Source organism: Algoriphagus sp. Y33, from assembly GCF_014838715.1.
GTDB lineage: Bacteria > Bacteroidota > Bacteroidia > Cytophagales > Cyclobacteriaceae > Algoriphagus.
In genome coordinates, this window is the sequence record NZ_CP061947.1 from 628,108 (window position 1) to 653,746 (window position 25,639).

A 25,639-nucleotide genomic window follows, 5' to 3' on the forward strand; every position below is an offset into this window, starting at 1 on the left:
GCTAGTTATAAAGTGGTCCCAGAGTTCTTCGTGATCAATTTTGATGATCTCACCCGGAGTCACAGATGCAATCCGTTGGCACCGGAAACCATGCTGGATATTACCGATGTAGCAGAGTCGGCACGGACTATTTTGATGGGGTTGAACAGGGAATGGATCAAAAAGCAGGGAGACTTTTTTGTGGAATCACCGATCAATTTCCTGACTGCCATCATCTGGTTTTTACGCAAATACAATGATGGTGAGTTCTGTACCTTGCCCCATGTGATTGAGTTGATGCAGGCTGATTACGACGAGTTGTTTACGGTATTGAGGACGGAAAAGGATATTGATGTGCTGATCAATCCTTTTGTAAATGCCTACCTGAATGATGTGATGGAGCAGTTGGAAGGACAGATCGCCTCTGCCAAAATATCCATAGCAAGACTGTCCTCAGCACAGTTGTACTATGTGCTTTCCGGTAATGATTTTACACTGGATATCAATAATCCCGAAGAGCCAAAGCTGGTTTGCATGGGAAACAATCCCCAGAAAATCCAGATATACGGAGCCGTACTTTCATTGTATGTAAACCGCCTGGTGAAGCTGGTGAACAAGAAAGATAAGCTGAAAAGCAGTCTGGTGTTTGATGAATATCCGACGATCTATATAAATGGAATGGACAGCCTGATTGCCACTGCACGTAGCAATAAAGTAGCAACAACCCTGGGTATTCAGGATATCAGCCAGCTAAGAAAAGACTATGGACACGAACTGGCAGATGTGATCATGGGTATCGTTGGTAACATTGTTTCGGGGCAGGTGACCGGTGATTCGGTAAAGCAATTATCAGATAGGATAGGGAAAATTATGCAGGACAGGCAGAGCCTTTCGATCAACAGTGCAGACACTTCAATCAGCAAATCAAAACAGTTGGAATCTGCTGTGCCGCCTTCCGGGATATCCTCACTTTCCTCAGGAGAATTCGTCGGTACGGTAGCCGATAATCCGGACTGCAAGTTGAGTCTAAAAGCATTTCATTCGGAGATTATCAATGACCACAATGCCCTGAAAAAGGAGCAGGAAAATTATGTTCCCATACCTGAAATCCGAAAAATAGACAGCACTATTGTGCAGCGAAACTACCTACAGATCAAGCAGGATGTTCAGGATATCATACAGGCCGAAATGAGCAGGTTATTGAATGATCCAGGACAGAAGCATTTGGTGATTAGGAAGGAAGGGTAACTAAAAAAACGTATTACCCCCCCACTGATTATTTTCTGTTGAATGAATTAATGATTCCTATTCAGTACGCTGATCACTAATTTTTTTACTGTTTCTATTTCTTCAGGTTTACTTGAAGAAATAAAATGAGTTAGGCTCGCTAGTGCATTAGAGGGGATTATCGAATTACTGATACAAAATAGGAAAGCAACGGTTTTTTTTTAAATTTCTTGTAGCACTTTAAATGTTCAATACGTAATTCCTAAAGTAATAACGTTTAAAGTAAGACTTTGATAAATTATGCAAAAACAATTTCCGCTTCTTCTAATTATTTTTCTGGTGTTCATGTTCTTTTCTTGTGGAAATGAGGGTGATGCACCGGTAACGTTTATTGAAGGTACTTATTTGGCTAAGTATCAGCCTGAAGAAGGCAATCCTGTGTACTCTACGTTTATGACCTTCTCTAAATCAGGAAATGTATCGATTGAGACCTTCCTTACACCAATAGGTTTTGAAGAACTTTGTTTAATAGCCTATAGTGAAGGGGTTTATTCAATTAAAGGTGATGAGTTTAGTATTTTATTTGCCTCTTTTTTTGGAATTGACACCTCCTCTTTTGACGTATTTGAAGGTTGTGTACCTAAAAACCAATTAGTAAATGTTCTTAATACTTCAAACTCTACACAAAAAGGAAGCTTTATTATGGACGATAAAACTAACTCTTTTTTGTTAGGTTATAGTTGCAGTGAAACTTTAGGGTTTATTAGTATTTGTGATGGATCTCAAACGTATTCTAAGGTTGAGGCTAGTCACTATGATTAGTTTTCTCATGACGGACTAGCTCTTAAGTATTCTAAATCCTGAGATTTACATGTTTTTAGGTCAAATGTTAGGATATAGTCACATATTTCAATAGTGTTTGCATACCGATCTTTATCTCATTTGCTAAATTCTCAAGTGATTGCAATCGTGGTATTGTTTCACTCCGAGTGGTTCAAGAACAATGAACCACTTATACCTGTATTATGTGCAAAAGCTCAAGTCTGATTTGTTCCCCAAGACAGTCCCCTACAAAAGGTTTGTGGAACTTATGCAAGCAGCTGCCTTACCGATGGCAATCTTTATGAAAACTTGTTGTCTGAGTGAAGAGACTGGTATCTCCTTTATTGACTCCACTCCGATAAGGGCATGTGAAATCAAGCGCATCAAAAGAAACAAAGTATTCGAAGGATTGGCACAGGTAAGCAAGTTAACGATGGCTTATTTCTTTGGTTTTAAGGTATATATAGTCATTAACGACAAAGGGGGCTGCTGAACTTTGCCATCACGCCGGCAATACAGACGACTGGGAGCCCATAAAAACAAGTCTTTTATCAAACCCTTAAGGGAAAACTATACACGAATAAAGGCTACGTTTCAAGCCAATTGACACAGGTGTTGTTCTTGGACGGACTACATTTGATTTCATGCATCTGGAACAATATGAAGAATGTGCTGATGGAACTCAAGGATAAAAACCTGCTCAGAAAAAGATCGGTTATAGAAACCGTCAATGACGAACTCAAAACTATCTGCCAGGTCGAAAATTCCAGACATTGGTCATTTGGGAACTTTATTGCCAACCATATTTCAGGTTTAATTTCCTATTCCTTCTTCCCTGAAAAAACCGCCATCAAATATCAACCCGTCGAAACGAATCTATTAGCAGATTTTTAAAATCGAACTCAGGTTGATAAGCAAAAAGTATAGATGTGCATCGCCAAGATTCAGCTTTAAAAATAAGTTTTAGTTTGCAGGGTACTACTGACTTATTATCAATTATGGATGGATCCAATTATGGGTTTTAGAAAAAATAATGATAAGTTTAATGACCTATTATCCGATTGTTGTTTCAATACAATTCTCAATAAACCCAGTAAAGTATTGCAAGTTCATCTTTTTGTAAAAGGATATTTGTTTTATTGCTAATAGCCAAAAGATCCATAACCATGGGTAAACTGAGCAATCATAGTGACCAAGGTTTACTGATCATGTTGAAGGAGGGGGATGTCTCTGCTTTTGATGAACTGTATTTTCGTTATGTCAAAAAATTGATGGCTTTCGCACTAACTTTTTTCCCGGATAGAGAATTGGCTCAAGATGCTGTTCAGGAAATCTTTATCAGAATTTGGAACATGAGAGCTGAGCTGCATACTTCCAAGAGTTTCAAGTCCTATTTGTTCCAAGCTGTAAAGTTTTACATGTATAATTATGCACGTGACAGGAAACTTTCATGCTCACTAGAAGACGCCCCCGAATATGCATTTTTAAATGAGAATAAGATTGAAGATGAAATAGAATTCCGAGACCTCACTTCAATCGCTAATTTTTATATCTCTAATTTACCCAAAGTCCAGCAAGAAGTATTTAAATTAAATAAACTGGAAGGCTATTCTTCTTTGGAAATTGCAAGCCGAATGAATCTTTCTCAGAGGACTATTGAACACCATATTTACTTAGCTACTAAGACCATCAGAAAGGAAATGCAAGCTCATTTCTCTTACCCATTATCACTTATTCTAGCTTTGATTCACTTCAATACTATTTTGTAAAATATCGGTTCATTAAATTTATTTTGATTTTTTTTTCTTTCCACTAAGTATTCTTCCTGTGTTTTGGTTTCTATAACAAATATCATTCGTTTTGGAAGAACACAAAATCATTAACTATTTGAAAGGCAAGGCTTCCATTCAAGAGGAGCAAGAATTTCGGAGATGGCTTGAAGAGCCCGGATCAAAAAGGCACTTTGAGGAGGTTTTAGAAAAGTACTGGAGATTAACTTCGTCCAGTACTATTGATGATGTAAATTACTATGAAATTCTTAACAGTATTCACAATAGAATAGAAATGTCTACTCCTCAAAGAAAATATGAAAAGAAGGCGTTGCTATTTAAAAGTTTAAGAGTAGCTGCAAGCGTTTTGCTAATTCTATTTTGCTCTTATGTTTTGATAGACAGTTTTAAGGAAAAAGGCAGTATAAAAACTGATCAACTCCAATTGCAGGTCACTAGTACAACAAGAACTACTGGGCCAGGGGAGAAATTGACGTTGATTATGTCTGATAAAACCAAGGTTGTAGTCAATTCAGATTCCGAAATCAGCTTTACTTCTGAATATGGAATTAAAGACAGGGTGATCCATTTAAAGGGAGAAGCTTTTTTTGAGGTAGCTTCTGATCCAAACAAACCATTCAAAGTAATTTCAGAGGAAACAACCACTAAAGCATTAGGTACCCAGTTTAATGTTTATTCTCGTGACCAATCTCATAGGATAGCATTGGTAGAGGGCAAAGTGGCAGTAATCAACCGCTCTAATCAAATAGAACTTACCCCTGGCTTAATGGCTTCATGGAATCCTAAAGCAAAGGTTGAAGAAGGTATTTCAGTTCATGCATTCGATATAGAAAATGTCACGGCCTGGAAAGAAAATAAGCTGGTATTTGATAAGAAACCTTTTGCTGATATCCTGGAGGACTTGTCACATTGGTATTCTGTTGATTTTGAGATTGATAATGGAGTTGATGTCAATAAAAAAGTTATCGGCTCATTCCAGAACAAAAATTTAAAAGATTTACTCACCGGTCTAGGTTTCTCATTAAACTTTGATTTCGCTATTGATCAGAATAGAGTTCACATTAAAAAAACAATACCATGATATAAAAGCATAAAAGAAGGGTAAAGTCTCCATCGCCAAATGAAATCCTTTACCCCTAAGTCTTAAAGCGTAAACCCTAAAACCAATTCAAATTATGAAAAGAAAATTACTGTGCCTAATTAAAATGGTAACAAAAAACCTAATGTACGCCTTTTTGGTCCAATGCATTTTTTTTACAGCAGCAATGGCCCATGGTACAAATGCCCAAGTCAAACCGATTGATAAGGAATTTGTAGTACTACAAAAAGATAATTGGAAAGTTGAAGAGTTATTTAAAAATCTAGAAAGTAAAACAGCTTATAAGTTTGTTTATACCGAAGAGATTCTTCAAAATATTTCTGAGGTGCATGTAAAAAAACGAAAACAATCTGTCAAAGAAGTTCTTATCGATATTGCTATTGCTGCCAGCTTAAAATTTAAGCAAGTGGACAACTCGATTTTTGTAGGTGAAGTATTGAGAAATGAATCTCCTGAGCCTGAAATCGAAATAAGAAGAGGCATAGGAATTACCGGGATAGTTTTGGATGAATCGGGAGCACCTCTTCCTGGGGTGACAGTAATAGTACAAGGAACGACGCAAGGGACAGTTTCTGATGTGGATGGCAAATTTTCATTTGATGTTCAGGAAGGGGCAATTCTGGTTTTTTCTTTTATCGGATATGAAGAACAAACGGTAGAAGTTCGAAATCAAACAGAATTTACTATTAGGATGAAGGAGAATTTGTCTGCCCTTGAAGAAGTAGTCGTGATAGGTTATGGCACTCAAAAGAAAAGTGATCTCACCGGGGCTGTTTCAACTATTCAAAGTGAGGCGCTGGAACAAAGAAATTCGATTCAACTATCTCAGGCTTTACAGGGTATGGTACCCGGCTTGATGGTGACCAGATCAAATAGTGCACCTGGATCAACTGCCACTGTCAGGGTTAGAGGGATAACAACAATTGGGGATAGTGACCCTTTGATAATTGTTGATGGAGTACCAATCAGGAGTATCAATGATGTTAACCCAAATGATATAGAGAATATATCCGTGTTAAAAGATGCAGCTTCAGCTTCAATTTATGGTGCAAGAGCTGCAAGTGGAGTAATTGTAATTACTACCAAAAGAGCCAAAGAGGGGCAGTTGCAGTTAAGTTACTCATTGGAGACTGGTTTTGAAATGCCAACTACCAGCCCTGAATATGTAAATGCACAACGATACATGGAATTTTCTAATGAGTTTACTTGGAATGATCTTAAAAACACAGGATCAGAGTATCCGGTATATTCAAAGGATTTAATAGAAAACTATGAGGAACTAAATCGTTCAAATCCAAATCTATACCCAATTACAGATTGGAGGTCTTTAATGTTTAAAGATAAGGCACCAAGGCAAAGTCATTTGGTCAGTCTTACTGCAGGTGGACCAACCGTGAGAAATAAAACAACTTTAGGTTATGATCAAATTGATGGACTTTACCAAGGTCTAGATTATAATCGGTTCACAGGTAGGACAAGTACTGATTTTGTCATCAATAAGTATTTAGATGCAACCTTGGATATGTATGTAAGATACAGCCTTTCTGATAAGCCTAATGTTGACGAAGGTACCATTAATCGTTTCAGTAGGATTTCGGCTCCAATTTATGCAGCTATGTGGGATGATGGAAGAATTGCTGAGGGTAAAGTGGGAGATAATATATATGCAAGATTAGTAGCGGGTGGAGAAGACAAAACCAAAGCCACCTTTTTGACAGCAAAAGCCGCTATCAATTTTAAACCAACAGAAGATCTGAAATTTACAGCAGTTCTTTCTCCCCAGTTATACTCAACAAAAGTAAAAGCCTTCACAAAACAAATTCCCTACTATACAGCGGATGATCCGGCAGTCTTAGGAGGTTATATCAGTGGGAATAACCTGACCAATCTTTCGGAAAGTAGAAATGAAAGCGTGCAGATTAATTCCCAGTTCCTTGCGAATTATTCCAAATCATTTGGTAAGCATGATATCGGTTTGTTATTGGGTTTTGAAAGCTTCTTTTTAAATCAGGAAAGTTTAACGGTAATAAGTGAAAACTTAAGCCTTAATAAATATCCATACATGGATTTGGCAAATGCCAATATCCTAAGGACTGGTGGAAAGGCTTCCGAAAACGCTTATAACTCTTATTTCGGAAGACTAACCTATAGTTATAATAACAAATACTTAGTACAGGCAAACTATAGGACAGATGGCTCATCAAGATTTGATGAAAATTATAGATGGGGATCTTTTCCTTCAATTTCTGTAGGTTGGGTTGTCACTGAAGAAGAATTCCTTAAAAACAGTGATGTCTTTTCTTTTCTGAAATTACGAGGTTCTTGGGGAAGGTTAGGGAATGAACGTATTGGAAATTACCCTTATCAGGCTACAATTAGCTTTAACGATGCCTTGTTTAACCAAGGAACAAATATAGTTACACTTCAGACCGCGGCACAGACCCAATACGCCATAAGAAACATTTCATGGGAATCTACTGCTTCATATGATATTGGTGTAGATATGGCATTTTTTCAGGATAGGTTAAGTTTTGAGTTTGATTACTACGAAAAAACCACCTCTGATATGCTGCTTCCTTTGGAGATTCCAGATTTTATCGGATTTGACAATCCGGATCAAAACACTGGCAAAATGTCTACCAAAGGATGGGAAACCCAAATAAGCTATCGAAATAAAGTAGGTCAATTCAATTACTCTATATCTGCAAACTTGTCTGATTTTAACTCTGTGATGGGTGATCTTGGAGGGATCCAGTTTTTAGGACCTCAGATTAAGAAAGAAGGAGGCGAATTTAATGAATGGTATGGCTATTTATCTGATGGACTGTTTCAAACCCAAAGTGAGCTTGATGAATCAGCAGTCCTTAATTCAAATGTAAAGGTCGGTGACATAAAATATGTGGACATAAGCGGGCCAAATGGTGAACCTGATGGAGTTATTTCACCTGAATATGACAGAGTATTACTTGGTGGTTCCTTGCCAAGATACATGTATGGAGCCAATTTAAATGTTTCTTATAACAGCTTTGATCTGGGAATAGTAATCCAAGGCGTAGGAAAGCAGAATTCACTGATTACTGAGGATATGGTTCAGCCATTTGTAGCGGGATGGGGTAATATACCTGCAATTTTGGACGGAAATTATTGGAGCCATTATAATACTGATGAGCAAAACTTAAACGCAAAATATCCATTGGTTTCGAATGCAGGTAGAACGATAAATACCCAGATGTCTGATTATTGGCTTTTCAATGGAAGATATATGAGGCTTAAGGCCCTGACGCTAGGGTATACAATTCCAGGTGTCTTAACAGAGAAAATAAAGATCAATAACGCGAGAGTCTACTCCAGTTTGAATGATCTATTCACGATCAGTAACTATCCCAAGGGTTGGGATCCGGAAGTTTCTTCTACAGGATATCCTATTACCACTTCTGTACTTTTTGGTCTATCTGTTCAATTTTAATCAAGAAAAAAATGAAAAATTCACTTATAATATTATTGATAATTTGTCTTTGGAGTTGTTCAGATCTTGATTTAAACCCATTATCAGAGGGCTCTTCTGAGAATTGGTATTCGAATGACACAGAGATTACGATGGCTTTGAATGACTTGTACAGGGATGATTTTTGGATTCTGCTCGAGCAATATGAAAATCCGGATTTCTTCTCTGATGATATGTTTAGCAGGTTTAACCTTACACCTATTACATCCGGACAAATAAATGGTGAAACAGGGTTTGTAGGTTTAATTTGGAGAAATACATACAAAGCAATTGCTAGAGCCAATACTGTTATTAATAGCTTGGAAGAGGGAAGAGCAGGCGTTGTGGAGGAAAGGTTGGTAAAGTATCTCGCAGAAGCAAGGTTTTTAAGAGCCTGTATGTATTCTAGATTGATTCAATATTTTGGAGATGTGCCTTATTATGAGGGAGTTCTTGATATAGATGAAGCTTTTACACTTTCCAGAACTCCCAAAACTGAAATTCTTTCTAATATCTATGCGGATTTTGATTTTGCAAGTGAAAACTTACCGGTGTCCTATGGTGCATCTGAAACCCAAAGAGCTTCAAAAGGTGCTGCATATGCAATGAAAGCAAGGATAGCCATGTTTTATGAAGATTGGGAAGTTTCAGCTGCAGCTGCAAAAGCATGCATGGACCTGGGTAACTATGAGCTATATCCAAATTACGGAGAGCTTTTTCTGACAAGAACCAAACATACTAAAGAGGAGGTGTTTGCAATACCCCGATCGGAGGATTTAGGTGTATTTATTCCTTATGGGCATAGGTATGTGGTTAGGAATGCAGGGGGGACATCAGAATTTACTCCTACCTATGATTTGTTCTTTTCATATCTATGTACAGATGGTTTTCCTGTTGACGAGTCTCCATTGTTTGATCCAAGAGATCCCTTTAAAAATAGAGATCCTAGATGCAATATGTCCATAGTGCCTCATGGAACCGCTCATCTTGGTTTTATCTACCAACCACATCCTGATTCACTGCAAACTCTGAATCTTAATACTGGCAAGTTTCAGATTAATAATGATAATCGAGTCAATACGCAATTCGCTTCCTACGTAGGCCTTGTCACTAAAAAAGGGATAGATGAGGATTTACTAGACAGAAGATATGATCCGACATTTATGATAGTCAGATATGCAGATGTATTACTCATGTATGCTGAATCCAAAATAGAGTTGAATCAAATTGATGAGTCCGTTATAGAAGCTATGAATTCTGTTAGAGCAAGAGCGTACAAGGTAGGGGTATCTGAAACAGACAATTATCCGGCAATTCAATTTTCAAGTCAAGCTCAATTGAGAAAAGAATTGCGCATGGAGAGGAGAATGGAATTGGCTTTTGAAGGATTGAGATATACCGATTTAGTTAGATGGAGGCTCGCAGAAAAAGTTTTGACTAAGAGAAATTATGGGATGTTAGATCCTGATGAGCTAAAAGAAAAGATTGTTAATGCTGGCTTGTGGTTTTTCCCAGGTATACCTGAAATAGATGAGGACGGAGCTCCGGATTTAGATCCATTTTTTAATGATGGGCTGGTAAAAGTTTTGGCCAATCGAAGTTTTGACAAGTCTAAGAACTATTTATGGCCTATCCCCTCAAGTGAGATTTTAATCAATGAGAATTTAGTTCAAAATCCTAATTACTAAACCTATAATGTAATAGGGCCCATGGGCTGTATACCAATTACATATCATGGGTTCACAAAATCGTTATTCCATGAATAAACTAAAATTTGTTTACGCGTTTTGTATAGTTGTTCTCTCTCTTTGCGCCTCCTGTAATCAGAAGATTTCCGAAAACAATGGTGATATTGAAGCTGATGTATGTATTTATGGGGCCACTCCTGCAGGGATAGCCGCGGCAATTTCTGCTTCAAAATCAAATAAGGCCGTGGTACTTATTGAACCTACAATCCGAATTGGTGGTATGGTGACCAATGGATTGTCGCACACAGATTTTCATTCCTTTGAAGCTCTATCTGGTACTTTCCTTGATTTTACACAGCGCGTTGAGAAATACTACTCAGAGCAATATGGGGCAAATTCACAGCAGGTAAAAGATTCCTTTGGAGGGACTTTTGGTGAGCCCAAAGTCAACCTCTTGATATTTCAGGAGATGTTGGATGAGTATCCGAATATTAAAGTAATAAAAGACGCAAGCCTTAGTGACGTTCAGATTTTGAATTCAAGAATTCTAAGTGCGGAATTCAAGACAAAAGGTAAAAGCCTGGTGCTACTCGCTGATATCTTTATTGATGCAACCTATGAAGGTGATTTGATGGCGATGTCTGGAGTATCCTATACAGTAGGGCGGGAAGGAAAGGATGCCTACAATGAATCTTTGGCGCCTGATACTACTGATAACCAATTGCAGGCGTATAATTTCAGGTTCTGTGCCACTAAAGATCCTGATAACCGCGTGGAAGTCAAGAAACCTCTGGGGTACGATAGAAATGACTTTGTCGAAGTCTTATCCATTTTAGAAACTGGAATATTGGACAAGGTATTTGGTTACCCACCTGATAAAGCAATATACAAAGCACATTTACCAGTTAACCCTAACAATAAATTTGACATAAACGACATGTCGAAAGGGATAGTGAGGTTATCACTTCCCGGCAAAAATCTAGGATGGCCAGATGGATCTCCAGAACAGAGAATAGAGATTTTTGATGATCATCTTTATCATAATGTAGGCCTCCTTTATTTTTTACAAAATGATTCCGAAGTCCCAGAAAAATACCGATCTGATGCGAAAAATTGGGGCTGGTGTAAAGATGAATTCATTGAAAATGATCATTTGCCTTTACAGTTATATGTGAGAGAAGCAAGAAGGATGATTGGTCAGCATATCTATGTTCAGCAGGATAGCGAGCCGGTAGGGGAGGATTCAAGAGCTGTATATCATAAAAGCTCTATAGCTATGGGAGATTATGGGAATAACTGCCATGGCACTCATCATGTGGGACCATTAATAGGTGGGATGCATGAGGGTGAGTTCTACAATCCCGTACCGCCGTACCAGATTCCTTATGGAGTCCTTTTGCCTATTGAAATACATAATCTAATCGTACCAGTAGCAATTTCATCTTCGCATGTTGGATTTTGTGCGCTAAGACTTGAGCCTATATGGACATCACTTGGTCAAGCGGCTGGATTTGCAGCAGCTTTAGCTATTGATTCTAATAAGAATCCTGATGATATCGAAGTTAAAGTTTTGCAAAAAAAGCTGCATGAGGATGGCTCTGCCACCATTTATGTTGGAGATGTTTTACCTGGTGATCCGGATTTTGAAGCTGTACAATGGTGGGGGGCACAGGGAGGTTTACATCAGCTTAATACCACGTCCAAACCTGGACAACGGGGTAAAAATATAGTTGGGCAGTATTATGAAGTAGCCCCTTTGCATGATGCCAATCTTGATAAAATCCTGGAGCCAGATACGAAGGATCGTTGGTTTGCAATTTGCAAAAATATGGGTGTTCAGGATGAGGATTTAAATATTCTTCAACACGTGGAAACAAGAGGTGACTTTATCCGTGAAGCTTATAATTTAATCCATTTTAGGTAGTTGTTTATATAGTGTTAAATATTAATGTTTAAGTACCATGTCATGAATATAAAAATATCTATTTTGTTTTCTTTTTATATATTATTTATAGGTAATCCGAAACAAAAGATTTTCCTTATTGGAGATAGTATTTCTGTACATTATACTCCCTATTTAAAAAAAAATCTGGATAATGAATTTGAGTTTGGAAGGAAAGAGGATAATGGATTGGCAGAGGAAAACTTGGATGTACCTCAAGGTGCAAATGGGGGCAATTCTAGTATGGTTTTGGAATATTTAAAATCCAAATTGAAAAATGAGAAATTTAGACCTGATTACCTGTTGTTAAATGCTGGTCTACATGATATTAAAAGGAATCCTGTCTCAAACCAAATTGCAATAAAACAAGAAAAATACAAGTCGAATTTGGTTGAGATCTTTGATTTGTTGGAAGAAAATGAGATTAAACCAATATGGATTAAAACAACACCAGTCGTTGATTCAATTCATAATAAAATAGGAATGGCATTTTTTAGGTTTTCAGAGGATGTAGATGTGTATAATCGTATTGCTGATAGTTTATGTATTAGTAGGAATATTCCGATTATAGATTTGTTTGGGTTTTCTAAAAAATTGGGCTATGGTGAATATGTTGATCATGTTCATTTTTCTGAGGAAGCTAGGGAGTTGCAAGCTGGTTTCATAGCGGGGTTTTTAAATGGTTATATGCAATAATCTATATATAAAGATTGAAGTGGGGATATTGTATAAATAATAAGATTAATGTTTTGTTTAAGTTATAATAATTAAAAGTAAATCAATTATGAAAGAAGTGAGTAGACGAAAATTTATTGCTACTTCAGGTGTTGCTGCTGTAGGAATGTTTTTAGCGCATCCAGTTTTGTCTGAAATAATAAGAGAAAAAGGTAAACTCAGGGTGACTTTGGTTGGGACTGGAGTCAGAGGGATTACATTTTGGGGTAAAAAGCTGCAGGATAATTACAGTGAAATCTTAGAATTTGTGGGATTATGCGATACCAATCCAGGAAGATTAAGCTTTGCCAAACAATACATCGGAGTTGATTGCAAAACATATCTTGATTTTGAGGACATGCTTAAAGAATCCAAGCCTGACCTGGTGATGGTTACTACCGTGGATGCTTTTCATCATCAATACATCATCAAAGGATTAAAGAGTGGAATCAACGTTTTCTCTGAAAAGCCTATGACTACTGATGAAGAAAAATGTCAGGCAATTTTGGATGCAGAGAGAGAAAGTGGCAAAAGTTTAATTATTGGGTTTAATTATCGATACAACCCCCACTATACAAAACTGAAGGATTTATTACATAATGCACGGGTGGGTAAGATTACCTCAGTTGATTTTCACTGGTATTTAAATGTCTATCACGGAGCTTCTTATTTTAGAAGATGGCATGGGTACCGTGAATTTGGCGGAACCCTTTGGGTGCACAAAGCGACACATCATTTTGATTTGCTAAACTGGTGGCTTGATTCCGATCCGGTGGAAGTGACAGCTTATGCTGAATTAGAGCATTACGGAAAGAACGGAGAATTCAGAGGAGACAATTGTCGATCATGTAATTATAAGTCAGACTGTAAATTCTATTGGGATATTACAAAGGACAAATTCGCTATGGATCTTTATGCCGATAATGAAAAGTATGATGGATATATAAGGGACAACTGTGTGTTTAGTGAAGATATAGACATCTATGATAAAATGTCTGCCCAAATAAAATATGCAAATGGAGTTCTGGTCAACTATTCACTTACTACTTATTCTCCATATGAAGGAATGAGGATTGCTTTTAATGGTATGAATGGAAGGATAGATGCTTGGGATGGAATTCCATGGAGTAAAGACACTAAACTTTCCCAGGCTGAATTACATGATCAAGAAATGAGTCAAAGTGATGAAGAGAAAGATTTCGAAGAGATTTATGTGATGGACAACTTTGGCGGATATGAACAAATTAAAGTATTGAAAGAGAGTGGGGGACATGGCGGAGGAGATAAAAGGTTGCAGGATAAAATATTTGCAAACCCCCAAGCACCAGATCCTTTAAAGCATTCGGCTGGTTCCAGAGATGGAGCTATGTCAGTATTGATAGGTATCGCTGCTAGAAAAAGTGTAGAAACAGGAAAACCTGTGAAAATTGCAGATCTTACTGATCTTGAATCACGGCCAAATAGAGTTTAATTACTTGAATTGACCTAACGAATATTTCAAACATCTAAAATCAATTTACCTGGAGGAATTACCTTCAGGTAAATTGTTTTTTGTTCAACCTCCCATCCAAATTTTTTAGAACTGAAATTACCATTTTGAGAGGATTTTTGCTTACCATTGGAGAAACGTATCTATTTTTGGATTGAATATTTTATAACCGCAAAGGAACAAAAACAGCAAAGGCTTCACAAAGAATCTTTTTTAAAAATCTGCTTATTAAGCTCGAAAGCTTGGTATTAGACTTAAATAAAACTAAACCTCCCTCCCAGAAACACATGTTGGAATTGATTCCATCAATGAGGGAGGAAGATCTGCATACCTATGGGGATATATTTCTTTTCCGTAATTATTTGTTGTTTTTTGGAGCTTTCATTTCCCCGTCTCCCTGAATCTTTATCAATCCAATAACCTGCTGGTTTTCATCTCTGTAAAACCTAAGGATTGCATCCAACTCCTTGGCAAAGAAATGGTCCTTATTAAAGGGAACAATTTCCTTTTTGTCCTTGCCTACTGCCCCATATATTTTACCTGCTAGTTGCTCAATAATAAATTGCGGACCATTTTCAAATTGGTAAACACCTAAATATTCCTGGGTTTGATCCTCGTTTAGGATAACCCTTTTATAAATCCATTCATCTTTTGGCAATTGATTTACTGCCTTGAACTGCCTTGGTATTCCCAGGTCACTATAGGTAAAGCTTTCGGAGGAACTGTTGTTGAATTCGATACTGACCAAACTATTTTCCAACTGGAAATTCCTATTTCCTTCATAAAGTAGTCTAGTCTTGGATCCCCCAGGATAGCAGATATAGAGATGTCCTTCCTGAAGTAGAATTCTTCTTGTTTCTTGATTTATATCTCTGTAATCACCTATCCATTGTTCAAGGTCTTTAGTAGCAATTTGGGTTGATGAACTTGTTAAAAAAGGGTCACCTAGGGCTTCAGCAATTATAAGGGACACGTTTTTTTCCAAATTCCACCAGTTTTCCAGATTCGTGAAAACCACCATAAAAACGGACTGGTACGGAAGTGAAATCTCAAATGAGCTGAATCCATTGATATAGCCTGAATGTTTTATGCTACGTTGTCCTTTTATTTCTCCTATTGACCAACCCATGCCATAGCCGATTTCTATTCCTTTACTGGTAGTTGCTGGGGTCTTAGCTTGGTTTAGCAAGGAATCAGGGATCACATTACCTGAATCCAACGCATTTTTCCAAGTCCGAAAATCCTGAAGGTTCATCAGGAGTCCTCCTGCGGCAAATGGAAGTTCCATGTTGATAAATGTGTCGTTTTGATATCCCGATGTGCCTTTGGAATATCCTTCTGAGCGAAATGGCAAAACGGTTTGTTGATCATCATAATAAGTATGATTCATTCCCAATGGTCCGAAAATTTGATTGCTTAGGAATTGGGAATAAGTTAATCCACTTACGTTTTCCAGAATTCTTCCCAATACGATGTAGTTTGAATTACTGTAATGGAAATCGGTACCCGGAGTGAAATAGAGATCCTCCTTCCATATCAATGATAGAATATCCTCAATGGACAACTTGCTACTTTCAATTTCACTTTTCCAGTTGGGTAATTCTGTCACGTTTTTTATTCCAGAGGTATGGTTTAATAACTGCTTAATTGTAATAGAATGAAACCATCCCGGAGAATTTGGAAAAAACTTGCCCACAGAATCCTCCAATCTGATTTTGTGCTCTTGAACTAATTTTAAAATACCTACTGCCGTAAACTGTTTGGTGAGTGAGCCAATTCGGAATAAGGAAAGCTCATCAGTTTTACTCTTTTGTTCCAGATTCGTGGATCCAAAATACCGTTCTAGAAGGACTTCTCCATTTTTGGCGATGAGGATGGCTCCACCCGGAACCTCAGGGGTGATTAATTCCTGAACTAAGCTGTCTGCTTTTATTACATTGAAGGTTTGTTGTCCAAGTGCAGGCACAAGGAATTGAAGTACCAAGCCGAAGGCTAGGTAGAATGGTTTAGTTTTCATTATTGGAGTGGATTAGTTTATTACTTTTTCTGTCTGTTGAAGCGTAAAATCAAATAGGAGGTTAGCAGGCCCAGTCCTAGAAAAAAGAAAAGAGTTGCAAGAAACAGTAGACTACCCTTAAGCTCAATAGTGGAAGCCGATGCCAATTTACCACCGACGACAATCCCAATGGAAAGAAACAAGGTCACTATAGCCAAAACCAATAGGTAGGGTAGGTAGCTAATTTGGCCTTTGAAGTAGTCAGGAGGAAGGCCCTTGGAGAGCAAGAACATTCTTTCCCGATGTCTATGGGTAAAATAATAATAGCATATACCAAATACTACCAAAGCCAATGAGATAAAGAGCGTAACGGTGGTCGTTTCCATTTTTATTTAGTTAATACAGCTTAGACAATTTTGTTCGGAATTTGGTCACAGCATGTGACCAAAATTTGTTATTTTTTGTCTAATCCGGGAGATGGGAAAAAAGATCAGCAAATTAGAGGAAATAGCATTACTTAAGCGGGTTGCTCAAGGAGATGCCAAGGCAATCCGGCAAATGGTTGATTTATTTTCCGATATGGCATTCTCCTTGGCGATGAGAGTATTGAAAAACAAAGAAGATGCAGAAGAAGTAACCCATGATTCCTTCTTGAAAGCATTGGATTCACTGGCTGAATTCAACAGACTTTCTAGGTTTTCTACGTGGTTTTATCAGATCGTCTACCGCTCTTCTTTGAACAAACTGAAAACCAGAAAGGAAATTTTTTCAATCCGACCAGAATTGGAATTGATTCCAGCTGCACCAGGTAGACAGTGGATGGACCTACAGCTACAGGATCAGAGGAAATTTCTCGATAAAGCATTTCAGGTGCTTGATTTAACAGATCAATTGATCGTTACTATGTATTATGTGGATGATTTATCAATTGCTGAAATCAGTAAACTCACGGAACTTGGCAAATCGGCAGTAAAGATGAAATTGATGAGATCACGAAAATCTCTCAAGAATGAATTGGAAAAATTATTGGATGGGGAATCAACAGAATTGTATTGATGATGAAAAAAAGAACCGAAACAATCAGCGAAAGTGAACTAGTTAAAGGAATGAAAACAATGAATCCAGTAAGTTCTGAGGAATTCAGGTTTGCTCTAAAAGAGGATCTTGTTGCAAGATATGCTCAGCCAGAATCACACTACAGCCCAAAAGGTTTCGAATTATGGACTGGAAAAGTTATTTTAACTGTATTAATGCTGGTTTTACTGGTGCTTTTGTCCAATCTGAAATGGGAGACGACTGAAGATTTAATCGGAATAGTCCCTCTCATTTTTACAGCGCTATTCTGGGGGTTGATTATTGTGGCTAAAAACAAACTCAAAACGAATTTGTAACATGAAAATCTGTTCAATGTATGTTTTTTAGTTGAAGGAAATTGACCTTTAGCATGCAATTTCAATGATGCATAAATTTTTCTCTAAATTAACTTGTACTATTCAAGTTGAAGATTCTCCTGAGATAATTCCCAGCTTATTAAGAATATCCCAAGAGAAAGAATTAAGAAGAGGAAATATGACGTGTTGGAAGTAGTATTTATGAACCACTGTTAATTTGATTAAAAAATTAATTGAAACACTATGGATATACATATAGATGCAAGTAAAGAGGCAGGAAAAATCTTCTACCAAAACTTCCATAATAAAGGCAATATAGTGATGCTGAATTTACTAAGATTTAAAGTAAATGCGGACTACACCAATCTTGAGGAATTAAAGCCAATAAGTAAAATCAGCGGAGAAGAAGCCTACCAATTATATTTGGACAGAACTTTACCTCTTTTGGAGAAAGCAGGAAGTGAGATTATTTATTATGGGAAGAGCGGGAGCTTTCTGATCGGGCCTGATTCAGAGAAATGGGATGCGGTACTACTTGTAAAACACGAATCGGTGTTGAAGTTTATGGAATTTGCCCAGAACTCTGACTATTTGAAAATTGCCGGGCACAGAAAGGCGGCGTTGGAAGATTCTAGATTGTTGCCATCCTTTGAAATAAAGGGAGTCATTTGACAACCAAGCTTCTAGCCTAGGTGGGAAGTAAGGCATGTAACAGTGAAAATGATTAGGCCTGAAGAGAAATTTACCGATAGTTTATTGAACTACTATGATATAGGTGAATTTAATTTTACTTGGAACTATTCACAGTTTTGAGCTCATTCCCATAGTTTAATTGGCCAAAAATCAAGCAGTTATTGTTCGTCAAATTCAAAAATTCGCTATTCTAGTAATTGTCTAATTTTCTTTTTTGCAATAGTTTCATAATACATCATCCAATATACAATTACTTGATAATTCACTAAATATTTAAGCGGTTAATCATCTTAATAGTATAGAGACGGGTTTTAGAGAATAAATGCTGGTTAGGCGTTAAAAGTGGATTTCCTGAAATTATGAAATCAGGAAATTTTGTTTATCAGCTTTTGTTTATTCTGGATGATTTGCCGATTTCAAGTTGGACGATTCTGGTTCTGAAAGTTGGATTTCTCTTTTGAATGAGATTAGGTTTGGTAAAGATTTATATACAATTTTTAAAGTTAAATCAATCTTTTTTTACTTCATTTTTTCAAAACGATACAAGAATCTGATTTTCGTTCATCGAAAAAATATGCCTGTTTATCCGATTTATCGGTAGGTTCTTCTATTTCATTTTTAAAGGAAGTCTGGATTTCAAAGTTTTGGGTAAGCTATTAATAAAAAGCTACCGAAATGAAATTCATAAGACAAATAGTAATTCTGAGTTTATTGGTTTATGGCCAAGCTTTGGAGGTTTTTGGGCAGGATGTCTCATCGGATAAATGGAACCTTCAACAATGTCTTGATTATGCTGTTGCCAATAATATCAATGTAGGTAAGTCCAAATACAATGTGGAAAACAACCAACTGAGTACCTCCCAATCCAAAAACAATAAACTCCCAAGTTTATTTGGGACTGTTTCAGGAAGTAGTGTTTATGGACAGACCATTGACCCTATTACAAGTGAATTTGTCAATCAGAATGTTTTTTCCAATAGTATGGGTTTATCAATGGAAATGATTCTATATCAAGGGAATGAACTGAATCTGCAAATTCAAAAAAGTAAAATACTGGAAGATCAAAGCCAGTTGTATCTGGAAGAATCACAAAATAGCATACAATTAAGTGTAATCGAAGCCTATTTGAGGGCATTATACAATTACGAGGGAATAGAAGTAGCCATTAAAAATTTAGAGTCTTTTCAATTTCAAGTGGAGCAGTCTACAAAGAGATTTGAGAATGGTGCCATTTCCAGAAAAGAGTTGATGGACCTTGAAACCCAGGCGGCTAATAGTAATTATCTGGTGGTGAGTGCCCAGTCCCAATATGACCAACAAGTATTGGCTCTTAAGCAGTTATTGGAACTGGACCCCATGGTGGATTTTGAAATCGAAATAATTTCCTTAGATGCTACAGCTAGAACCATCCCTGATAAGTATGATGTTTTTTCCAATGCCACCTACTTTCTACCTGATTTGAAAATCTGGGAAAAAGAGGGAGAGGCCATTCAAACCGATATCAAAATTGCCAAGTCCAATTACTTGCCATCACTATCATTGGGAGGAAGATTGAGCACGGGATATACCAATACATTGTCATCTGATTATGTGGACCAGATCAATGGGAATTTCAGTAGACAGATTTCTGTGAATCTTTCGGTTCCAATATTTTCAAAAAAGCAAAACCAAACCAATGTAGCTCAGGCGAGGATTAGGTTGCAATCAAATGAACTGGATAAAATAGGAGCTGAAAAAACCTTATTTTCCAAAATTGAAACAGCTTGGCAAAATGCTATTGCAAACAAAGCCCAATTACAATCGGCTGAAATAGCAAGAGACAATGCGCTGGTATCCTTTGAATTGGCTGAAAAGCAATATGATTTGGGAGGATTGACAGCAACAGAATTGGCAGTCAGCCGAAATCAATACCTCACCGCTGAGGAGTCATACCTCCAATCTAAGTACCTCTTGCTCCTTTACAGTTATCTCTTAGACTTCTATCAGGGTCAACCTTTGAACATTTGAAACCATGAATAAAAAAGTAAAAATCGGAATATTTTCGTTAGCGGTCTTAGCAGCTGCTTACTGGGGGATAAATGCTTTGTCTTCTTCCTCTTCATCGAGAATCAAACTTGAAACTACTGCTGTAACTTCCGAGAACTTGGCAACTGTAGTTACCGCAACAGGAACCGTTGAGCCTTTGGATGAGATTGAGGTAGGTACCCAAGTATCTGGTCAGGTTAAATCCATTTATGTGGATTATAATTCTGAAGTAAAAAAAGGTCAGCTCCTTGCCGAGTTGGATAAGACACTTTTGATCGAATCGGTTACAAGTGCGCAGGCCAACTATGCGGCAAGTTTGAATGAACTTCAATATTACACCCAGAATTTCAACAGGCAAAAGCAAATGTTTGATGAGGGTGTCATCAGTAAACAGGATTTTGAGCAAGCAGAATACCAGTATAACAATTCAAAATCTGTCTCCCAACAAAGGGAAACTGCTTTAAAACAAGCAAAAACCAATTTGAGCTATGCCACTATATATTCTCCTATTGATGGAGTAATCTTGACTAAAGAGGTCAAAGAAGGCCAAACAGTTGCTGCCAGTTTCAACACTCCAACGTTGTTTACCATTGCCAAAGATCTAACAAAAATGCTGGTTGAGGCAGATGTCGATGAGGCGGATATTGGAGGAGTGGCAGAAGGACAAAGGGTTACTTTTACTGTGGATGCATATCCTAATGAGGAATTTTCAGGGATAGTGAAACAAGTAAGACTAGGAGCTACTGTTACTTCTAATGTAGTGACTTACACTGTAATTGTGGAAGCTGATAATTCTGAAAATAAATTAAAGCCAGGGCTGACTGCCACGATTACGATTTATACCCAAGAGCTTCCCAATGCAACAAGTATTAAAGTAAAAGCATTGTCATTTGATCCGGATCCTATGATTATGGAGGAGTATTATATCCAAGAAGGAATTAGCCCTGATGGTAATTCAATGCCATCTAACTCAGCTCCAGATCAAAATCCCAATGTGGAAAAAGTTTGGATCAAGGATAAAAATGGTTTGCTAAAAACAAGAACTGTTCAGACTGGTATGTCAGATGGAATCCATGTTCAGATTCTTAGTGGACTGGATTTGGGAGATGAAGTCATTACTGATTTAAGTAGGGAAGAGCAAATGGAAGCCTCAGGTCCCGGAGGAAGTCCTTTTATGCCAAAACCACCTTCACAAAATAAAAAGGCAAATGAAAATTAATCAGCCATGAATGATGTAATTATAAAAATCAAAGATCTCAAGCGAGAGTTTAAAATGGGGGAGGAGGTTGTCAGAGCTTTAAAGGGTGTCAGTTTGGAAATCAAAAAAGGCGAGTTTGTGACAATAATGGGGACCAGTGGATCAGGAAAATCAACCCTTTTGAATATTTTGGGCTGCTTGGATCAGCCGTCTTCCGGTACTTATGAATTGGATGGAAGTCAGGTTAAGGATTTATCCAAAGACCAGTTGGCTGATATCAGAAATACGAAAATTGGTTTTGTATTTCAGTCTTACAATTTATTGGCAAGAACTTCTGCATTGGAAAATGTGGAACTGCCTCTTATTTATAATCCGAAAGTTTCATCAAAGGAAAGAAAAGAAAGGGCAATTGAAGCTTTAAGGTTGGTAGGGTTGGAGTCAAGAATGGATCATATCCCCAGTCAATTGTCAGGAGGACAACAACAGCGGGTTGCAATTGCAAGATCGTTGGTAAATCAGCCAGTGATTCTTTTGGCCGATGAGGCTACAGGGAATTTGGATACCAGGACTTCCTATGAGGTGATGGAGCTTTTTCAATCCCTCAATGAAAAAGGGATTACAATAGGCTTTGTGACTCATGAAAATGATATAGCAAGATTTAGCAAAAGGACCATCCTTTTAAAGGATGGAAATATCATTAGAGATGAAGCAGTCCTAAATAGATTGTTTGCCTCTAAAGAGTTAAAATTACTTCCTGTAGAGAATTAAATAAAATAGTATGAGCTTAACTAATTTGTTGAAAGTGGCCTGGAGGGCAGTTTTGCTAAACAAAACAAGAACTCTTTTGACCATGCTGGGGATTATTATCGGTGTGGCTTCGGTGATTGCCATGTTGGCAATCGGAGAAGGATCTAAAAAAAGTATCCAGGAAAGTATTTCATCGATGGGAGCGAATATGATCAACATCAGACCCGGTTCTCAAATGTTTGGAGGTGTTATGGACCAATCCGAAATGCAATCCCTGAAACTAAGTGATGCAAAAGCTATTTCCGAAAATGCAGAAAAAGTGAAACATGTTTCACCCTTGGTAAATGGATCAGGCCAGGCCATTGCAGGTGCAAACAATTGGCCAACTACGATCTATGGCGTTTCTCCTGAATATCTACCTATCAGGGACTGGGAATTGGAGGATGGAGGAATGTTTACGGATGATGATGTAAGGTCATCAGCAAAAGTTGCCTTAATAGGTAAGACTATTCAAGAAGAATTGTTTCCAAATGGAGAAGATCCAATCGGGAAAATGATTCGATTTAAAAGTATCCCATTTCGGATAATTGGTGTGTTGAAAGAGAAAGGAGAGAATACTTTTGGACAAGATCAGGATGATGTTATTCTTGCTCCTTACACTACCGTTCAGAAAAGAATATTGGCTCAGGATTATCTTCAATCCATTGTGGCCAGCTCCATCAGCGAGCAGGATGCTGATGAAGCTGTAAATGAAATTACTGGTATTTTGGAAAAAGCCCACAAAATCCCAGTTACTGAGGATAATGACTTTAGTGTAAGCTCCCAACAGGAAATGTTGAATACTTTCAGTTCCACAAGTGAAATGTTAACGGTTTTATTGGTAGCCATCGCAGGAATTTCTTTATTGGTAGGAGGAATCGGAATTATGAATATCATGTATGTATCAGTTAAAGAAAGAACCAAAGAAATTGGACTTAGAATGGCAATAGGTGCCAAAAGTCGCTTTATCCTCCTTCAATTTTTGATTGAATCAGTTTTAATCAGTGTAGGAGGAGGATTGATTGGGGTTCTATTTGGAATTTCAGCTTCAACAATTGTTGGTAATGCTTTAGGATGGCCGATAGAAATCAGTAGTTTTTCCTTGATAATTTCTTTTGTAGTTTGTACGGTAACTGGAGTATTTTTTGGTTGGTACCCTGCCAGAAAGGCTGCAGCTTCCGACCCGATTGTTTCCTTGAGATATGAGTAAAAATTTGAGGCCAGTTAGATCCGAATTAACTACCCATGTCCTGATTTGGATAGTCCTTTTTGCATTACCTTCAGTTTTTTTTTCAAATTCTGGTTGGAGTTGGAGAGATTTATTTATCAACCCTTGGTACCATTTACAGTTACTGGTTTTAGCTGGATTGTTTTACACAAATTATCTCAAACTAGTCTATCAATGGCTTTTCAAGGGTTATAAAATCAAGTTTTGGGTAGTCAATTTGCTTTTAGTGGGTTTAATCGTTGTTATAAAGTTCGATGTTTTAATGCCTTTGTTTTTTTCTGAAAGAGCAGTAGATAGCATTCCGAAAGAAGCCCCTCCTATGGAGTTTGTCAAACTGATTGATTTTCTAATCAATATTGTACCAGTAGTTTTTGCCATAGGAATACTTTCCTCCAGGGAAGTTGCCCGAGTTAGGCTTTTGGAAAAGGAGACTGTGAATACCAAACTTCAATCGGATTTGAATTACCTTAAATACCAATTGCAACCACATTTTTTTTTTAATTCCCTGAATAATATTTATTCCTTGGTGGATTTGGATCCCGATAAAGCAAAAGAATCTTTACATTCTTTGAGTAAGCTGATGCGCTATTTATTAAGAAGTAGTGAAAAGGAATTTGTCTCACTGAAAGGTGAAATTGACTTTCTTGAAAAATATATTGAATTAATGGAGATTAGGCTACAGGATAATGTGAAGGTTCAAGTCAAATTCCCTTCAAATATTCCGGACATTAAATTGCCTCCATTATTGTTTATTTCCATTGTTGAAAATGCATTTAAACATGGAGTAAGTGCTAAAGCTGAATCTAATATTTTTTTTGATCTAAAAATCGACTACGGTCACATTCTTTTTGAAGCAAAAAACTCCAATTTTGCGAAAAACCAACAGGATTTGAGTGGATCAGGAATCGGGATTGAGAATCTAAGAAAGCGGCTTTTCCTATTATATGGAAATCATTTTACCTACTTTAGTGGAGTTGAAAATGACCAGTTTGTAGTCAGGTTAATGTTGAGAAGGGATTTGGAGCAATGAGAATGATCAATTGTTTGATAGTAGATGACGAACCTGTGGCTCTAAATCTGTTAGAGTCTTATGTGAGGAAAACAGGCTTTCTAAATCTAAAGAAGGCCTGTAAAAATGCTTTTGAGGTTATTGACTTTCTGCATAGTGATCCGAAGGTAGATATCTTGTTTTTGGATATCCAAATGCCGGAATTGACAGGGATAGATCTATCCAAAACTCTGCCGGAAAATATTTGGATTGTGTTTACTACTGCTTTTGAGCAATATGCTTTGGAAGGCTACAAAGTTAATGCAGTTGATTATCTCCTAAAACCTTTTAATTATTCTGAGTTTTTGAATGCCGTTACCAAAGCAAGGGACTTAATCTATAAAATGGAAAAAACTGCTGAAGAAGAATCAAAACCTCTTGTATCCAAAGAATTATCACTTTTTGTCAAATCAGACTATAAACATGTTCGGGTTTTTCTGAATGAAATTCTGTATTTCGAAGGAATGAAGGATTATGTAAAGATATATCTTACTGATAAAGTATTGCCAATCATTACTTTGATTTCGTTGAAAAGACTGGAGGAAGAACTACCTGCTAATATGTTTATGCGAGTCCATCGATCTTTTATTGTTAATCTCCAAATGATTCAAGAAGTCGAACGTCATCAAATTATTTTTGGAAGCCAGAGGATAACCATTGCCCCTCAATACCGGGAAAAGTTTGATCAGTTTTTAGAGGGTAATTCGTTTTGATCCCCTTACTGAAACATATTTAAAAACCTTTTTAGATTATATTTTCAAATAACTTTAGGATTTCTGTAAATGGGGTTTCCCTATTCAGGGTATCTTTTTTGTTAAATTCAGTATTTATTTGTAGGATCTAATAAAGGCAACCAGCGTACAATTTTAGATTTCACCGGAGTAAATATTATTGATAATGAAGCGTTGACTTGTATTTTTTCAGGGATTGACATGATCATTTGAGCAATAGCGGTTTGTGGATTAACCTGAGCACTTTTAATTTTTGATTATTTATCTTGCAAACAGAATGTCAAGTGCATTGAATCCAATGCTGCACTT

At 37.2% G+C, this 25,639-nt stretch carries 21 protein-coding genes and 1 pseudogene; 20 read left to right on the forward strand and 2 right to left on the reverse strand.

The genetic code is table 11. The features are described from left to right. The first annotated feature begins 30 nt into the window (after window positions 1–30). The 11 genes and pseudogenes from ID165_RS02650 (at window position 31) to ID165_RS02700 (ending at window position 14,216) form a co-directional block, all read left to right on the forward strand. Window positions 31–1,227, forward strand: coding sequence for a type IV secretory system conjugative DNA transfer family protein (locus ID165_RS02650; protein ID WP_225587180.1), 1,197 nt, complete (start codon window positions 31–33; stop codon window positions 1,225–1,227). Window positions 1,228–1,506: 279 nt separating this feature from the next. Next, window positions 1,507–2,028, forward strand: a complete 522-nt coding sequence (locus tag ID165_RS02655; RefSeq protein WP_192348852.1) for a hypothetical protein — start codon at window positions 1,507–1,509, stop codon at window positions 2,026–2,028. Window positions 2,029–2,209: 181 nt separating this feature from the next. Further along, window positions 2,210–2,521, forward strand: a complete 312-nt coding sequence (locus ID165_RS26860) for a transposase (RefSeq protein ID WP_192348853.1) — start codon at window positions 2,210–2,212, stop codon at window positions 2,519–2,521. 62 nt (window positions 2,522–2,583) lie between these two features. Beyond that, window positions 2,584–2,922: pseudogene (locus ID165_RS26865) on the forward strand (transposase); the annotation flags it as partial. A 272-nt stretch (window positions 2,923–3,194) separates the two neighbouring features. Then, on the forward strand, window positions 3,195–3,797 hold the full coding sequence (locus ID165_RS02670; protein WP_192348854.1) for an RNA polymerase sigma-70 factor: 603 nt from the start codon (window positions 3,195–3,197) through the stop codon (window positions 3,795–3,797). A 91-nt stretch (window positions 3,798–3,888) separates the two neighbouring features. Further along, a complete protein-coding gene (locus ID165_RS02675) occupies window positions 3,889–4,899 on the forward strand; it encodes a FecR family protein (RefSeq protein ID WP_192348855.1) in 1,011 nt (336 codons plus the stop codon). A 94-nt stretch (window positions 4,900–4,993) separates the two neighbouring features. Further along, a complete protein-coding gene (locus tag ID165_RS02680) occupies window positions 4,994–8,383 on the forward strand; it encodes a TonB-dependent receptor (protein WP_192348856.1) in 3,390 nt (1,129 codons plus the stop codon). A gap of 11 nt (window positions 8,384–8,394) precedes the next feature. Further along, window positions 8,395–10,089, forward strand: a complete 1,695-nt coding sequence (locus tag ID165_RS02685; RefSeq protein ID WP_192348857.1) for a RagB/SusD family nutrient uptake outer membrane protein — start codon at window positions 8,395–8,397, stop codon at window positions 10,087–10,089. Window positions 10,090–10,159: 70 nt separating this feature from the next. Further along, a complete protein-coding gene (locus ID165_RS02690) occupies window positions 10,160–12,013 on the forward strand; it encodes an FAD-dependent oxidoreductase (RefSeq protein WP_192348858.1) in 1,854 nt (617 codons plus the stop codon). A gap of 42 nt (window positions 12,014–12,055) precedes the next feature. After that, entirely contained in the window at window positions 12,056–12,727 is a 672-nt protein-coding gene (locus ID165_RS02695) for an SGNH/GDSL hydrolase family protein (protein WP_192348859.1), read from the forward strand. Between the two features lie 88 nt (window positions 12,728–12,815). Beyond that, entirely contained in the window at window positions 12,816–14,216 is a 1,401-nt protein-coding gene (locus tag ID165_RS02700; protein ID WP_192348860.1) for a Gfo/Idh/MocA family protein, read from the forward strand. A 376-nt stretch (window positions 14,217–14,592) separates the two neighbouring features. On the opposite strand, the gene ID165_RS02705 is transcribed toward ID165_RS02700, so the two are convergent. Together ID165_RS02705 and ID165_RS02710 are read right to left on the reverse strand one after the other, a co-directional pair. Then, window positions 14,593–16,251 carry a serine hydrolase gene (locus ID165_RS02705; RefSeq protein WP_192348861.1) on the reverse strand — a complete coding sequence of 553 codons (1,659 nt, stop codon included), beginning with the start codon at window positions 16,249–16,251 and terminating at the stop codon, window positions 14,593–14,595. A gap of 20 nt (window positions 16,252–16,271) precedes the next feature. Further along, window positions 16,272–16,616: a DUF6249 domain-containing protein gene (locus ID165_RS02710; RefSeq protein ID WP_192348862.1), complete on the reverse strand. Its 345-nt coding sequence runs from the start codon at window positions 16,614–16,616 to the stop codon at window positions 16,272–16,274. Between the two features lie 91 nt (window positions 16,617–16,707). Between ID165_RS02710 and ID165_RS02715 the strand changes: the two genes are divergently transcribed. From ID165_RS02715 to ID165_RS02755, 9 genes are all read left to right on the forward strand, one after another. Then, complete coding sequence (locus tag ID165_RS02715; RefSeq protein ID WP_192348863.1) at window positions 16,708–17,286, forward strand: RNA polymerase sigma factor; 579 nt, start codon at window positions 16,708–16,710, stop codon at window positions 17,284–17,286. Next, entirely contained in the window at window positions 17,286–17,621 is a 336-nt protein-coding gene (locus ID165_RS02720) for a hypothetical protein (protein ID WP_192348864.1), read from the forward strand. Before ID165_RS02715 ends, ID165_RS02720 begins: the two co-directional genes overlap by 1 nt. A 243-nt stretch (window positions 17,622–17,864) precedes the next feature. Continuing rightward, window positions 17,865–18,293, forward strand: a complete 429-nt coding sequence (locus ID165_RS02725; RefSeq protein ID WP_192348865.1) for a DUF1330 domain-containing protein — start codon at window positions 17,865–17,867, stop codon at window positions 18,291–18,293. Between the two features lie 696 nt (window positions 18,294–18,989). After that, window positions 18,990–20,321, forward strand: coding sequence for a TolC family protein (locus ID165_RS02730; protein ID WP_192348866.1), 1,332 nt, complete (start codon window positions 18,990–18,992; stop codon window positions 20,319–20,321). Between the two features lie 4 nt (window positions 20,322–20,325). Continuing rightward, the gene (locus tag ID165_RS02735) at window positions 20,326–21,558 is read left to right on the forward strand and encodes an efflux RND transporter periplasmic adaptor subunit (RefSeq protein WP_192348867.1); all 1,233 of its coding nucleotides are present in this window, start codon (window positions 20,326–20,328) and stop codon (window positions 21,556–21,558) included. 6 nt (window positions 21,559–21,564) lie between these two features. After that, window positions 21,565–22,305, forward strand: a complete 741-nt coding sequence (locus ID165_RS02740) for an ABC transporter ATP-binding protein (RefSeq protein ID WP_192348868.1) — start codon at window positions 21,565–21,567, stop codon at window positions 22,303–22,305. A 10-nt stretch (window positions 22,306–22,315) separates the two neighbouring features. Then, window positions 22,316–23,533, forward strand: a complete 1,218-nt coding sequence (locus ID165_RS02745; RefSeq protein ID WP_192348869.1) for an ABC transporter permease — start codon at window positions 22,316–22,318, stop codon at window positions 23,531–23,533. A gap of 280 nt (window positions 23,534–23,813) precedes the next feature. Continuing rightward, window positions 23,814–24,581, forward strand: coding sequence for a sensor histidine kinase (locus tag ID165_RS02750; protein ID WP_192348870.1), 768 nt, complete (start codon window positions 23,814–23,816; stop codon window positions 24,579–24,581). Window positions 24,582–24,583: 2 nt separating this feature from the next. Next, window positions 24,584–25,312 carry a LytR/AlgR family response regulator transcription factor gene (locus tag ID165_RS02755; protein ID WP_370539729.1) on the forward strand — a complete coding sequence of 243 codons (729 nt, stop codon included), beginning with the start codon at window positions 24,584–24,586 and terminating at the stop codon, window positions 25,310–25,312. The last annotated feature ends 327 nt before the right edge of the window (window positions 25,313–25,639 follow it).

Excerpts from the sequence above, each read along its gene's own strand:
- ID165_RS02655 (WP_192348852.1), top strand. The coding sequence starts at position 1,507 with ATGCAAAAACAATTTCCGCTTCTTCTAATTATTTTTCTGGTGTTCATG.
- ID165_RS26860 (WP_192348853.1), top strand. The coding sequence starts at position 2,210 with ATGAACCACTTATACCTGTATTATGTGCAAAAGCTCAAGTCTGATTTG.
- ID165_RS02670 (WP_192348854.1), top strand. The coding sequence starts at position 3,195 with ATGGGTAAACTGAGCAATCATAGTGACCAAGGTTTACTGATCATGTTG.
- ID165_RS02680 (WP_192348856.1), top strand. The coding sequence starts at position 4,994 with ATGAAAAGAAAATTACTGTGCCTAATTAAAATGGTAACAAAAAACCTA.
- ID165_RS02685 (WP_192348857.1), top strand. The coding sequence starts at position 8,395 with ATGAAAAATTCACTTATAATATTATTGATAATTTGTCTTTGGAGTTGT.
- ID165_RS02690 (WP_192348858.1), top strand. The coding sequence starts at position 10,160 with ATGAATAAACTAAAATTTGTTTACGCGTTTTGTATAGTTGTTCTCTCT.
- ID165_RS02695 (WP_192348859.1), top strand. The coding sequence starts at position 12,056 with ATGAATATAAAAATATCTATTTTGTTTTCTTTTTATATATTATTTATA.
- ID165_RS02700 (WP_192348860.1), top strand. The coding sequence starts at position 12,816 with ATGAAAGAAGTGAGTAGACGAAAATTTATTGCTACTTCAGGTGTTGCT.
- ID165_RS02705 (WP_192348861.1), bottom strand. The coding sequence starts at position 16,251 with ATGAAAACTAAACCATTCTACCTAGCCTTCGGCTTGGTACTTCAATTC.
- ID165_RS02710 (WP_192348862.1), bottom strand. The coding sequence starts at position 16,616 with ATGGAAACGACCACCGTTACGCTCTTTATCTCATTGGCTTTGGTAGTA.
- ID165_RS02715 (WP_192348863.1), top strand. The coding sequence starts at position 16,708 with ATGGGAAAAAAGATCAGCAAATTAGAGGAAATAGCATTACTTAAGCGG.
- ID165_RS02720 (WP_192348864.1), top strand. The coding sequence starts at position 17,286 with ATGATGAAAAAAAGAACCGAAACAATCAGCGAAAGTGAACTAGTTAAA.
- ID165_RS02725 (WP_192348865.1), top strand. The coding sequence starts at position 17,865 with ATGGATATACATATAGATGCAAGTAAAGAGGCAGGAAAAATCTTCTAC.
- ID165_RS02730 (WP_192348866.1), top strand. The coding sequence starts at position 18,990 with ATGAAATTCATAAGACAAATAGTAATTCTGAGTTTATTGGTTTATGGC.
- ID165_RS02735 (WP_192348867.1), top strand. The coding sequence starts at position 20,326 with ATGAATAAAAAAGTAAAAATCGGAATATTTTCGTTAGCGGTCTTAGCA.
- ID165_RS02740 (WP_192348868.1), top strand. The coding sequence starts at position 21,565 with ATGAATGATGTAATTATAAAAATCAAAGATCTCAAGCGAGAGTTTAAA.
- ID165_RS02745 (WP_192348869.1), top strand. The coding sequence starts at position 22,316 with ATGAGCTTAACTAATTTGTTGAAAGTGGCCTGGAGGGCAGTTTTGCTA.
- ID165_RS02750 (WP_192348870.1), top strand. The coding sequence starts at position 23,814 with ATGCCTTTGTTTTTTTCTGAAAGAGCAGTAGATAGCATTCCGAAAGAA.
- ID165_RS02755 (WP_370539729.1), top strand. The coding sequence starts at position 24,584 with ATGATCAATTGTTTGATAGTAGATGACGAACCTGTGGCTCTAAATCTG.